The 13,812-nt window shown below is 44.9% G+C and carries 10 protein-coding genes; 4 read left to right on the top strand and 6 right to left on the bottom strand.

The window, feature by feature from the left end:
* Window positions 1-28 precede the first annotated feature (28 nt).
* From DLE54_RS08350 to DLE54_RS08360, 3 genes are all read left to right on the top strand, one after another.
* A complete protein-coding gene (locus DLE54_RS08350) occupies window positions 29-1,297 on the top strand; it encodes a putative DNA modification/repair radical SAM protein (RefSeq protein WP_110816847.1) in 1,269 nt (422 codons plus the stop codon).
* A 34-nt stretch (window positions 1,298-1,331) separates the two neighbouring features.
* Entirely contained in the window at window positions 1,332-2,183 is an 852-nt protein-coding gene (locus tag DLE54_RS08355) for a TIGR03915 family putative DNA repair protein (RefSeq protein WP_110816848.1), read from the top strand.
* A 253-nt stretch (window positions 2,184-2,436) separates the two neighbouring features.
* A complete protein-coding gene (locus DLE54_RS08360; protein ID WP_011961006.1) occupies window positions 2,437-3,627 on the top strand; it encodes a glycosyltransferase in 1,191 nt (396 codons plus the stop codon).
* A 411-nt stretch (window positions 3,628-4,038) separates the two neighbouring features.
* On the opposite strand, the gene DLE54_RS08365 is transcribed toward DLE54_RS08360, so the two are convergent.
* A complete protein-coding gene (locus DLE54_RS08365; RefSeq protein ID WP_110816849.1) occupies window positions 4,039-5,202 on the bottom strand; it encodes an endonuclease/exonuclease/phosphatase family protein in 1,164 nt (387 codons plus the stop codon).
* A gap of 369 nt (window positions 5,203-5,571) precedes the next feature.
* On the opposite strand from DLE54_RS08365, the gene asd reads away from it, so the two are divergent.
* Window positions 5,572-6,714, top strand: a complete 1,143-nt coding sequence (asd, locus tag DLE54_RS08370; RefSeq protein ID WP_011961008.1) for an aspartate-semialdehyde dehydrogenase — start codon at window positions 5,572-5,574, stop codon at window positions 6,712-6,714.
* Between the two features lie 119 nt (window positions 6,715-6,833).
* Here asd and DLE54_RS08375 read toward each other — a convergent pair whose 3' ends face one another.
* From DLE54_RS08375 to bamA, 5 genes are all read right to left on the bottom strand, one after another.
* Entirely contained in the window at window positions 6,834-8,195 is a 1,362-nt protein-coding gene (locus DLE54_RS08375; protein ID WP_110816850.1) for a sodium-dependent transporter, read from the bottom strand.
* A 242-nt stretch (window positions 8,196-8,437) separates the two neighbouring features.
* Window positions 8,438-9,217: an acyl-ACP--UDP-N-acetylglucosamine O-acyltransferase gene (gene lpxA, locus DLE54_RS08380; RefSeq protein WP_110816851.1), complete on the bottom strand. Its 780-nt coding sequence runs from the start codon at window positions 9,215-9,217 to the stop codon at window positions 8,438-8,440.
* A 188-nt stretch (window positions 9,218-9,405) separates the two neighbouring features.
* The gene (gene fabZ / locus DLE54_RS08385) at window positions 9,406-9,900 is read right to left on the bottom strand and encodes a 3-hydroxyacyl-ACP dehydratase FabZ (RefSeq protein WP_041773760.1); all 495 of its coding nucleotides are present in this window, start codon (window positions 9,898-9,900) and stop codon (window positions 9,406-9,408) included.
* Window positions 9,901-10,012: 112 nt separating this feature from the next.
* Window positions 10,013-11,083, bottom strand: coding sequence for a UDP-3-O-(3-hydroxymyristoyl)glucosamine N-acyltransferase (gene lpxD / locus DLE54_RS08390; RefSeq protein WP_110816852.1), 1,071 nt, complete (start codon window positions 11,081-11,083; stop codon window positions 10,013-10,015).
* A 149-nt stretch (window positions 11,084-11,232) separates the two neighbouring features.
* Window positions 11,233-13,689 (bottom strand): outer membrane protein assembly factor BamA, encoded by a 2,457-nt coding sequence (gene bamA, locus DLE54_RS08395; RefSeq protein ID WP_011961013.1) that lies wholly within the window; start codon window positions 13,687-13,689, stop codon window positions 11,233-11,235.
* Between the last annotated feature and the right edge of the window lie 123 nt (window positions 13,690-13,812).

The raw sequence follows: 13,812 nt of genomic DNA on the forward strand, positions 1-13,812 counted from the left end.
TAGATAACAGCGAGTAAAGTAGAGGCTTATGGGTTCGATTAATTACGACAAATTACAGGCCAAATTAAATATCTTAGCCGATGCGGCCAAGTATGACGTGTCTTGCTCCTCCTCAGGTGGCAATCGAAAAAACCAAGGCGGCGCTTTAGGAGACGCCTCAAAAAGTGGCATTTGCCACAGCTATACCGAAGATGGCCGCTGCGTTAGTCTACTCAAAATCCTACTCACCAATCACTGCATTTATGACTGCGCGTATTGTACCTCAAGGCGCAGTAACGACACTGTGCGTGCCGCTTTTACGGTCGAGGAAGTGGTTGAGTTAACCATGCAGTTTTATCGGCGTAATTATATAGAAGGGCTATTTTTAAGCTCAGGCATCTTCAAAAGTGGCGACCATACTATGGAGCGCTTGGTGGCAGTGGCCAAGCTGTTGCGCACTCGAGAAGGCTTTAATGGCTATATTCACCTAAAGACCATACCCGGTGCCAGCAAAGAGCTGTTATATCAAGCCGGCCTATATGCCGATCGTCTAAGTGTCAATATCGAGATACCCACCAAGTCTGGCCTTGCGCTATTGGCACCTGAAAAGAATCATGCTGAGCTGCAAGCACCCATGCAGACGGTAAAAGATAACATCATTACCATTAAAGAGAGCCGAAAAAAGCACAAGTCCGCTCCCAAATTCACCCCAGCTGGCCAAACCAGTCAAATGATAGTAGGCGCCAGTCAAGAGACCGACTTGCAAGTCATTCAACTGTCAAACCACTTTTATAAAAAGTATGATCTTAAGCGGGTGTATTACTCAGGCTATGTGCCTATGTTGTCCGATAGCCGCCTGCCCGCGATCGGCACCCCAGTGCCCTTAGTACGTGAAAACCGCTTGTATCAAGCCGACTGGTTGATGCGCTTTTATGGCTTTGCTGCTCATGAGATTGTAGAACCGCAGTCGCCATTTTTAGATTTAGACTGCGACCCAAAGCTTGCCTGGGCCATTCGTCACCGTGAGCATTTTCCGGTCAATATCCAGACTGCCCCTTATGAAATTATCTTACGCGTGCCTGGTATTGGGGTAAAAACTGCCAAAAAAATCATCAAAGCCCGCCGCTTTAATCAGATTACCTTGGATCATCTAAAAAAAATGGGAGCCGCGGTCAATCGCGCCAAGTATTTTATTGCCACCACAGGTAAAAACGAACACCTAGCGCACTTAACTCGTGATAACTTCCGTCAATTTGTGCTGGGGCAAACCCAAACCAAGTTTGGCGATCAGCGCAGTGGCCAACTGGCGCTATTTTAGACAGCCCACTTGATGAAATAGATAGGTGACAACTATGACCCAATCCCTCATCACCAACACCGCGCCTATTATTGTGTATCCTTCAAGCTTTGAGGGGTGGCTTAGCGCAGTTTTTTATGTGTATGAGCAGCGACTGCAAAATCAGCCTTATTTGCAGTGGGCCGACCAGCGCAGCTACCAGCTGTCACTTATTGATACTGCTCACTACGTTGATTTCGATGAAGATAAGGCGCAGCGGGTGTTAGTTAAGCTCCATGCTTTATTCGGCCACTCAGGTATGCGCCAAATTTTATGGGGGTTTTTATCAGAGCAGTCCGATATTGGCGCTGTATTGTTCCAAGTGATTAAATATGCGCTAGATTTTCCTGCTCGGCAAGTACTACAAGATTTGGGGCATATGGCGGTACTTGAGCTGTCCAAAATTGTAAAATCTGTGGGGCGTGAAAAACACCGAATGGAGGCGTTTGTACGCTTTGAGCATACGATAGAAGATATTTATTTTTCGCGCGTAGAGCCGGACTTTAATGTCCTACCACTGATTGGAGAGCACTTTCGGCAGCGCTATCAAGATCAAAACTGGGCCATCTATGATTTGGTGCGTGGTTATGGTATTTATTATGACAAAAGCCAATCGACGCAAGCGGGCCCCGCACCCTTACAGCTTATCTCAGAGCTTGATGATCAAGTGATACACAATCCTGCCAGTATTCACAGTGAACAAGAGCTGCGTTATCAAAGGTTTTGGCAAGGCTATTTTGCCAATGTGACCATTAAAGAGCGCAAAAACCCTCGGCTACACAAGCAGTATTTGCCGCAGCGTTACTGGAAATACCTCACTGAAAAACAAGTGTTGCCAACGGCGGCTCATTTGTCCGAATCACGTTAGCCTGATAAGTTTTATTGGTCGTATCAGCCTTGTTTTTTGGTGCATTCTGACTGACAATGTGGCCGGCTATTCATTAGACGCTTTCAATTGCGTCCGCCACTTATTTTGACTCGGTTTTTAGGGTATTATTGATTTAGTACCGTTAATAAATGCCCAATATTCTAAACACCATATAAGGGGCTCAAATCAAAAGCCTTAAAACCCTATATGGTTTACTCAATCGTTCAATTACTCCACTGACTCAGTTGCCCTTATGAAAGTGATGCGCCTGCTCTCTTCTTTAAAGCACGATGAATCCGAACGAGGGATTTTTCATCTTGGCCGCGCCTTGGTAAAACGGGGACACACCTCGATTATTATCTCCTCAGCTGACAAAGAGCACGATTTGGTCAAGCGCCTTGAGCGTGATGGTAACATCTATAATCAGCTGTCTTTAGAAAAAAAGTCTTGGCTGGCGCTACGCCAAGTGCTGCCGCTTCGCAGGCTTATTGAGAAGCATCAGCCGGATATTATTCATATCCATTCACGCACGCCGGCTTGGATATTGCATTGGGCATTAAAAGGTGCCAAGGTTAAGCGAAAACCTAAGCTTGTGGCGACCATGTATGGCTTTTATCCACTTAATAATTACTCGCGCGCGCTGCTTAATGTCGACCGTTTAATTACCGTCTCTGATAGCGTCAGTGATTATCTGATGCAGGGACTTAAAGAACTCAAAAACCCACCCCGCTCTATTACTCGTATCTATCGAGGCGTCGATACCCGCAGCTTTCCTTACCGTTACAACCCTTCTGTGTACTGGCTACGCCGCACTTTTGCTGAATATCCTGAGCTTGAGCACAAAAAGTGGCTACTGTTTCCCACCATCATAGGGCAAGAGTATGGACAAGAGTGGCTGATAGATGTGGTGGGTAATTTGGGTGAGGCTTTTCCCAATATTCATATTATTATTATGGATGATGAGTCGCGTCATGGTGTGGTGCACGATGAATTTTTACAGCGGGTTAATGCGTTAGAGCTTCAAGATAAGTTCACCTTCATTGGCTCTAAACGCAATGACATGCGTGAGTGGCTGGCAGCAGCCAACTTAGTGCTGGGCCTTGCCAATCAACCTGAATCTATTGGTATTAATATCTTACAAGCCATTCACTTAGGCACGCCTGTGGTGGGCTGGAACAAAGCCGCTTTTAATGAGATTTTGCGTCCTTTATACCCGCAAGGTTTGGTCAAAGAAAATACAGCCTACGCACTGTGTAAAGTTATTCGCAGCCAATTAGAGAATGTGATGCGCCCCTCTATCACAGATAAATTCACCATGCAGCAAATGATTGATGAGACTTTAGAGGTGTATAGCACGTTATATGATGCCAACCAGCTCAGCTACAGTGATACGTTTATTGAAAAAAAGCGGCTGAAAAAAAAGGCGCAGCAAAACTTACGATGACAAGGATAGCAGAAGAATAGTAGAAGGAGAGTAGACAGCTACTTAGTTTGAATGTGAGTGTCTGTTGAGTCAACAAGCCGATGCTTATTAAAGTTAACGCTGACTACAAATGGTAGATAAGAAAAAACCCAAGTCTAGGGCAGAGACTTGGGTCTTGGGGCGCGATTTATTATTATTATTTCCTTTTTAGACTCTTCCTTAGTCTAATAAATAACCTAAATGAGAAGTTTTAGTGAGTTTACAGGGCAATAAACCAATAAAACTTGCTGAAATCTCTAACAGCACAGTTAAGTTATTTAATCAACACTGCTATCCGTGCCATCCTTGTGTTGATGTGCCCATTGTATGCTCAACTCACTTGGCTGCATAGCAGGCAAAAGCCCATTTTAGCGTAAGCATTTGCTTACAAGCTTAAGGCCTCTGCGGTGGTGGTGTGGTCGTCATCTCCGCTTCCGTATTATCCTCATTTTGCTGCTCGGCATGCTCCTCAGATAAACGCACCCCCTCTTTTTTGCCCTCTTCAATTTTCTCTGCGGTTTCTTGCTTATCTTTAAGCGTGGCAGAGGTGGCATTTTGCTCTTGCTCCACTTGAGCGCAATGTTCATATTGTAATGTGGTCAATACTGGAAAATGATCGGAGCCGATAGAGGGCAAGCGCTCAATATTCACTAAGGTAAAGCAGGGACTATGAAAAATATGGTCTAAGGCCCAGCGCAAAAACGGATAGTTGACATGAAAGGTGTTGATAAAAAAGCGCCCGATACGCGGATCTAACAGCCCCGAGATACGCTGGAACATTAAGGTGGTTTTTGACCAAGCCACATCGTTTAAGTCTCCCGCCAAAATCGCAGTCTGGTCATTGGCCTTAATATGACGGCCCACTATTAATAACTCTGCATCTCGCGTGGTGGACTTATCGGCCTCAGTTGGACTGGGCGGCATAGGATGCAAACAATACAGCCAAATCACCTCATCATTACTGAGCCGCACTTGAGTATGAATAGAGGGGATATCGTCGATGAGCAGATACTTCACTTCAGGGTCAATCAGCTCAAGCTTAGAGTACAAATGCATGCCATATAAGTTATCTAACGGCACCTTTACCGTATAAGGATACTCAGGCTCAATGGCTTCAAGTGCCCGCTCCCACTTCTTATCTGACTCTAAGGTGATTAAAATATCGGGCTGTTTTTGACTCACTAAATCTACCAACGCTTGGGTATTGTTGTTGGGCGTGAGCACATTAGATACCATCAGCTTCACTTGTACCGGATTGTCCATCGCCTTAGCCAATAGCACCTCTTGCTTCCATAGCCGAGTATAAGGCAATACCATACGCAGCTGAAAGCCTATGGCCAGTACCAAGGCTATTATCAATGCAATCTCAGGCCACTGCCAGTCTGGCGTTAGTAGCAACAAGCCTATTAAGCTTACCACCCCAATAACCAAAAACTGAATCCTAGGAAAATCTACCCCCCTCACCCACCAGTTATCCAGCGGCAATAGCCCCCAAGCACTGGCAAAGATAATCAGACCTGCCAATATTTGAAACGTAGTATGTAATATATCGAGCATAAAGTATCCAGTGGGTGGAAAGTTAGAGAATAAAAACCAAGGTATTCACAATAAGGGTATCAAAAACAAAGGTATCAACAATCACGCTGTATCAAATTGGGCTAAAAACACCTGCCAATACAACAGCTAAGCGGCGCAAAACCAATCTTGATAAAAAAAAGCATAAAAATTAAGCCGCTGCTCTTGCATTTTATATCATATCAAGGCAATGTAATCGGTTGCGTATAAGTTATTTCGTTTGTAATTAAAGGCAAACAAGTAACTTGGCTACTGTATTTTGTAGCCAAGCTCTGCCGCTTATTGAGCAAATCTGAGCACAGCGTTATTCATTAAATAAATCATTTTAGGCGAATACACAAGGGGTATTTCATGAGTCAATTAAAAGTAGGTCTTGTTGGATGGCGTGGCATGGTAGGTTCTGTGCTTATGCAGCGTATGGTAGAGGAAAATGATTTTGCAAATATCACCCCCATTTTCTTTTCGACCAGTAACGCCGGTGGTGATGCACCAAGCTTTGAGGGCGTCACGCACACCGAAGACAGTGCTACACTAAAAGATGCTCATGATATCGAAGCGCTCAGCAGCTGTGACGTGATTATCACTTGTCAAGGCGGCGACTACACAAAAGCGGTACATGGCCCACTGCGTGATTCAGGTTGGCAAGGTTACTGGGTCGATGCCGCCAGCAGCCTACGCATGGAGCAAGATAGCGTCATTATCCTAGATCCGGTTAACCGCTCAGTTATCGATGAGGCGCTACAACAAGGTACCAAAGACTTTATCGGTGGTAACTGTACAGTATCACTGATGCTGATGGCCATTGGCGAGTTATTCAACCGTGGCTGGGTGGAGTGGGTATCAGCCATGACCTACCAAGCCGCCAGTGGCTCAGGTGCCAACAACATGCGCGAGCTCATCAGCGGCATGGGCTTATTACGCGACTCAGTCGCTGACGAGTTGGCCAATCCTGCCAGCGCCATCTTGGCCATTGATAAAAAAATTGCCGAAACTCAGCGCAGCGACAGCTTCCCTACCCAGTACTTTGGAGTTCCACTCGCCGGCAGCTTAATCCCTTATATCGACAGCCAGCTTGAAAACAAGCAGTCTCGTGAAGAATGGAAAGGCGGCGTTGAAACCAACAAAATTCTAAACAACCAAGGTGCGGATATTATCCCAATCGATGGCCTATGCGTTCGTGTTGGCTCAATGCGTTGTCATGCTCAAGGCTTAACCATTAAGCTAAAACAAGATATTCCACTAGAGGAAATTGAAGCGGCATTAAAGAACAGCGGTAATCAATGGTTAGACTTCGTAGAAGATGACAAAGAGCAGACCATGCAGCGTCTGACGCCTGTCGCCGTTACCGGTACATTAACCGTGGCACTTGGCCGTCTACGTAAGCTTAATATGGGACCTGAGTACCTAGGTGCCTTCACTGTTGGCGACCAACTACTGTGGGGTGCTGCAGAGCCTTTACGCCGTATGCTTAACATCATTCAGCAGCAAGGCTAAGCCCTACTACATTACAGATTGGCTGGATTATTGACATTTCATCCCAAACAAAAACCCCTAGCATTGCTAGGGGTTTTTGTTTGATTCACTGTTTAATTGTTTATTGTGACATTCTGCCATTAGCTTATCAAAGTATTAATAAAGACAATAATTACCCCAATTGGCGCAATAAACTTAGCCACTATTTGCCACAAGGTCCAAGCACCGCCTGAAAGCCCCAGCTCTTGACGTACGCTGTCTTGGCTCATGACCCAGCCGGCAAATACAATAGCGGCCAAGCCGGCCAATGGCAACATAAATTTACTGGTCAACTTATCTAATAAATCAAAGATATTGTTGCCGAAGATAAGTACATCTGACCATAAGTTGAAAGACAACAATGCCGCCACACCCAATAACCAAATGGCGATAGTGGCCACGATAACCGAGGTCGTACGGCTCATTGACGTACGCTCTTCTAAGAACTCAATAGAGGGCTCAATCAATGAAATAGAAGAGGTCAGCGCTGCAAAGGTCACCAATAAGAAGAACAAGGTACCCAAAAGTGCACCTGCTGTCATACTACCAAAGGCAATCGGTAAGCTTACAAAGATAAGGCCAGGGCCTGCAGCAGGATCCATACCATGACTAAAGATAATTGGGAAAATCGCCAAACCTGCTACAAGAGCAATCACGGTATCCAAGATAACCACAGTACGCGCCATGCTCAATAAGCTGATGTTTTTACCCAAGTAAGAGCCATAAGTGACCATGATGCCCATACCCAAAGATAAGGTAAAAAAGGCATGACCTAACGCTGATAAGATAATGGTTGATGAGTCAGGACCGGTCAACTTAGATAAGTCAGGTGAGAATAAATAAGTTACCGCTTCTGCAAAACCACCATTCATAATGTTGTAGCCTACGATGACGAATAGCAAAAGCGCCAACATAGGAATCATAATTTTTGAAGCTTTTTCGATACCACTGGTCACGCCAAGCGCCACAATGATTGCAGTGACACCCATAAATATTGTGTGCCAAATGGTCAAGGTGCTAGGAGAGGCCAACATACCGTTAAACACACCCTCTACCGCTTCACCATTTAAGCCAGTAAAAGTGCCAGAACCTAGCTTAACCATATAGTTCAAGGCCCAGCCACCGATCACACTATAAAACGATAGAATTAAAAAGGCACCTAAAATACCCACCACACCAACGATGGCCCAATTTCTGCTTTTGCCTTCGCTTGCGGCCACATCAGAAAAAGAGTCCATCGGGTTTTTTTGTCCGCGGCGGCCAATCATCCATTCAGCCACTAAGATAGGAAAACCTATCAGCGCGATACACAACAAATATGCCAATACGAAAGCAGAACCCCCACTTTCGCCTACCATATACGGGAATTTCCAAATATTTCCTAAGCCAACCGCCGAACCAACGGCAGCCATAATAAAGCCCACTTTCGAGCTCCACTGGGCATGATTTTGTTTGTTTGACATCTTCGTTCTCCAGCCATCCAAGGCTTAGTCTTAATCTTTGCCAATTTAGTAGTATTCAGTGATAGACATTTGTCACGCCCGTTAACACCAACTGGCTTCTAGTAATATGTATTTACAACTAATTACAAAGTAGTCTGTTTCATCAGCGTTTAAAAGTCAAGCGACTATAAAACAAAAAAGCCATAACTTTCGGTTATGGCTTTGAAAACTATTTGATTTTACTTACTTAAATTAAATTTAAATTAGCGAATAATTCCCCGCTTACTGCTTAATAATGAATCAATTAAAAGTTGAACTTTTGGCTCTTGCAGTAAGAAGTCTTGGGTCAGCTCCTCTATCACCTCTTCGGTGGTTTTTCCGGATTTAAAGATGAGCTTATAAGCGGTACGCAAGGTGTTAATGGTCTCTTTTGACCAGTCCTTACGGCGCATGCCTTCGATATTCAAACCGTGCGCTTGTGCGGGGTTGCCTGAAACCAACGTCATGGCTGCCACATCTTTTAGGATAACGCTACCGCCACCCACTAAGCTGTAGTCACCGATTTGACAAAATTGATGCACCCCAGCATTGCCACCCAAAATCACATTGTTACCAATATGCACATGTCCAGCTACGCCCACGTTATTGGCCAAAATATTACCATCACCAACGATGCAGTCATGGGCAATGTGAGTATTTACCATAAATAAATTATTGCTGCCAATCTTAGTTAAGCTATTGTCTTGAATGGTGCCTCTATGGAAGCTACAAGCTTCACGTATTGAGTTGTTGTCACCAATCTCAAGCCAAGTCTCCTCACCATTGTATTTTAGATCCTGGCAGTCTTCACCGATACTGGCAAACTGAAAAATCTCATTATTTTTACCAATACGGGTGTTTTTGGTGACCACCACATGACGCAATAGCTTCGTGCCAGCCCCAATACTGACATTATCTCCCACGATACAGTAAGGTCCTATCGAAGCTGTTTCGTGAATCTCCGCTGTGCTCGAGACGATGGCAGTGGGATGGATTTGTGTCATTAAAGCAACCTGTTATTTAAGTGAATATAAGTAAGGGGTAGCCGCAGCTATAGGACCTCATATCGCCTCACTAAAGCTTAAGCGGGGCAAAAAGCGGCCAAGTGTTAAAAAGGGCAAATAAATTTATCAGCCGCCGATATCTAAAGTTTTATCTTAGAGATTTGGTCTATAGCTGGGCTTAAATAGACCTATTTTGAGCGACTGTCTTGACGCATAATCATCAGCTCAGCACTGGCCGCTAGCGTATCCTCAACATAAGCTTTACATTCAAACTTATACACATCACGCTTTTGAGTCAATAGCCGAGATTTTAATATCAGCTTGTCACCGGGCACCACAGGGCATCTAAATCGCACTTTATCAACACCTGCAAATAAAAACAAATGACCATCTGCAGCAGAGATACCACGGCTAATAAACGCCAAGACACCAGAGACTTGTGCTAAAGCTTCAACAATTAATACCCCAGGCATAATAGGCTGCTCAGGGAAGTGCCCTTGAAAAAATGGCTCGTTAATAGTGACATTTTTATAGCCGCTTATCCACTGACCAGAGCTACAATCGGTGACTCTATCGACCAACATAAAAGGGTATCTATGTGGTAAGTAGCGTTTTAGCGCCTCGAATCGTAGCGGTAAGCTGACCCCTTGGTCGGCTAAAGCTTGGTGGTCTTCTGCAGTCATTTGCCACTCATTTTGAGTGGTGGCCGCTGCCGTTGGGGTTATCGTGTCACAGTTAATTGTCATGGGCCATCCTCGCCTAAAATATAATTATAATGATGTTTTTTTAATTGATTTAATTATCTTTTTTTCCTAACGCGCGCAATTTTACCATAGCACGGCGCCAATCCATGGCGGGCATAGCAGCCACGCCTGAAGAGTAGACGCCAGGCTTTTTAATGGATTTTGTTACCAGTGTCATGCCTGTTAATACCACGCCATCAGCTATCTGTAGGTGGCCGGCAATACCCACACCACCGCCTATCATACAGCTTTTGCCTATGATAACGCTACCAGCAATACCGGCATTACCGGCAATGGCAGTACCCGCACCAACCTTCACATTATGACCAATTTGTACCAAATTATCTATAATGACATTATCTTCAATGAGGGTATCGCCAATAGCCCCACGGTCGATACACGTGTTACTGCCAATGCGTACTTTGTTGCCGATGACGACGCGTCCTAATTGCACAATACGCTCCCAGCCCTGAACGGCAGTATTGCCTAAAGGGGCGAAGCCAAAGCCTTCTGAGCCCACACTGGCGCCTGCATGAATGCGAACTTGATCGCCCATCTGGGTATCATGACCAATAAATACCTGCGGATACAGCTCACAGTTATCGCCTATGATGGCGTGCGGCTCAATGTGTACTTGGGCATGCAGCCGAGTACCTGAGCCAATTTTTACCTGCTCACCCACCACACAAAATGGCCCAATAGACACGCCCTCACCCAGTAGCGCACTGCTGGACACTTGCGCTGTCGGATGAATAAAGGTCGCGGCATTCGCATCTAAAGCCTGATGCTCGAACAGATGCGTGATACTGGCATAGGCCGCATAAGGAGAGGCGACCACCACAGCCACACTATGATCTGGCACCGCACTGGCACTGTCTTGCGCCACCAGTACCACAGCGGCCTGTGTGCTGGGCAGTGCCGACGCATAGGCTTTGTCATTTAAAAAACTTATCTGTGCTGTACTGGCCTCATCTAAGCTGCCGATACCTGTGAGCGTTATTTGTAACTGCTCAGCGGTTAGCTGCGACTGGTTCAAGACAGGCTGCCGCACGGTGATGGCAGCAATGACATCAGCCAGTGTGACAGACGGCTTAGCGGGGCTTATGGAGTCTATATGGCTCATAGCGACAGTATCAATCCTTATGGCTATCTTTAAGCAGCAAGTGGCCGGGTAAAATAAATGAGGGTGATTTTAAACTAAAAAGCCAAATCAGTGAAATTGAAATGGCTTTTTAATTTATGAATAGCAAGTGATGACAGATAAAGGCAGGCTTAGAAAGTACTACCAATCTGGAATTGGACTTCTTCTGTTTTGTCGCCCTCTTTATCACCAAAAGGTTTGGCATAGCTTAAAGAGATGGGACCAATAGGCGTGTACCAAGTCACACCAGCACCGGCACTATAACGCATAGAGTTATCTTGTCTTAGCAGTGGTACGCCATCTGCAGACTCTTCAAATTTGCCATCCACAAATTTAACTTTTTTGTCTTCTTTGTCAGTGGTATCAAATACTTGACCACCCTCAACGAAGAGCACCGGACGCACTTGGTCTGCCCAGTCGCCCTTAAATGGCATCGGTAAAATCAGCTCAGCACCCACAGTCGCTAGCGCATTACCACCCACCTCTTCGCCATACCCTTTACCAAAGGTCTCTAAATCTTGCTCATAACGATCCATTTGTGCAAAGTAAGGAGAGCGTGGACCTAAGCTTGAAGACTCATAACCGCGCACTGAGCCATAGCCCCCTGCGTAGAAGTTCTCATAAAACGGCAAGTCGTTACCGTAGCCAAGTTTTGCATAACCACGGGCGACGAAGTCTTTGGCCAGCGGGTAGTAAACGTTACCTTTATAGACGATTTTTTGGTAGGTTTGATCACCAAAGCCTAAATCTAGGTTCACGGTGTGGTTCATACCCTTCGTCGGGAACACAGGTCTATCTAAGGTGCTATAGTCCCAGCCTAACAATAAACTATAGGTGTTATAGTCATTCTTAAAGTTGGTACCTGATGTATTAGATTCGCTATCGGCACTATAAGACTTAGCTTCACCGCCCTCTTTTAACAAGTCATAGGCATTGGAGATACCCATAAAGCGGCCACCACGAACTTCCGTATTGTCATAGTTGAAGCCTGCACTAATGCGCTTGGTTTCATCAATAGGATAGCTGTAGTTTAACGTACCACCGTAAGAGTCTGTCACATAGTTACTGACGTTGCGATCATCATATTTAGTCTTTCTATAATAGCCGCTCACCCCTTGAGACACCCCGTTCTCAGTGAAGTACGGGTCAGTAAAACCTAAGCTATATGAGTCGCGCGTCTGTGAGCGTGATAAGGCAGCATTTACTCGGTTACCTGTGCCCATAAAGTTACGCTGACTGAAGTCTAGCTGGAAGGTCACACCGCCACTTTGTGAGTAACCGGCGGCGATGGTTGAGCTACCAGAAGGCTGCTCTTCTACCACAAAGTTGACGTCCACTTGATCAGGGCTGTTAGGCACAGGTTTGACATCCACATTGACGCCTTTAAAGAAGCCGGTACGCATCAAGCGCACTCTTGAGCTTTGAATTTTTTCGCTCGAGGCTAAGCTGCCCTCTAACTGACGCATTTCACGGCGCAGCACTTCATCTTGGGTCTTAATATTGCCGTTGAAGTTAATACGGCGAACGTACACAGGACGGGCCGGATCAATGAAGTAATCAATATCAACGGTTTTTGTTTCGTCGTTAATACGGGTAATGGGTCGAATTTGGGCAAAATAGTAGCCATCATCGCCATAATAGTTCTTTAAGGCTGTGGTTGACTGCTCAAGCTTGGCTTGTGAAAACTGCTCTCCGGGTTTAAAGGCAATCTTATCGTCTAATTGATCTTTGCTGTAAGTGGGGTTACCTAAAAAGTTAGCTTGACCAAATTTATACTGCTCACCTTCTGTCAAACTGACTTCAATAAAAACTTTATCTTTGCTTTCATTGATGTTTAAAATGGCATTATCTACGCTAAAGTTAACAAAGCCTTCGTTCATATACATGGCTTTGAGGTTCTCTAAGCTTGCTGCCAGCTTTTCTTTGGCATAACGGTCTGATTTCGACAGCATACGCGTCCATGAGGACTCTTTTACCGCAAACACATCTTTGATGTCTTCATCACTAAAGTACTTATTACCAATCACGTTAATATCGACCACTTTGGCCGCTTTACCTTCGATAAAGCGCACAGTCAATTTTACGCGGTTGCCATCTAATAGCTGCTGATCAACTTCGATATCACTGTTGTAATAGCCTTGACCGATATACTGCTGCTGTAGTTCGTTGGCTACGTTTTGTACTGTGGACTGCTTTAATACCTCACCCACTGCGATGCCGGCGTATTTTAGACCATCTTCTAAGCCTTGTTTTGGGATAAGCTTGTTACCCTCAAAATTAATTTCAGCAACGATAGGACGCTCTACCACATAATAGGTTAAGCGGCCATTTTCTGTTTTTGCTTGAATGTTAGCAAAGTCACCTGTGGCATATAAAGCTTCAATGCTTTGCGCCAAATCTTGGTCACTAATTGTGTCGCCTACATTGGTATTGAGCAGAGGATATAAGCTTTCAGGTGTTAAACGCTGTAAGCCCTCAAATTGGATATCGGTGATTACCGTATCCGCAGCTTGAGCAGAAACAGCCATTATTGCTGCAAAGGCAGGGACTGCTATTAGTTGAGACATTTTAAATAAAGACGTTTGCATACATACAATCCGTAATTCAAAGAACGTGCTAAAGGTAAGGTAATTTTTTTAGTTTGTCATGAAACATTCAGTTCAAAACACCCAATATAACAAACTATTTAAAGCTATAAAATTAATAAAATC

Origin of the sequence: Psychrobacter sp. YP14 (genome assembly GCF_003209315.1) — a bacterium.
Classification (GTDB): Bacteria; Pseudomonadota; Gammaproteobacteria; order Pseudomonadales; family Moraxellaceae; genus Psychrobacter; species Psychrobacter raelei.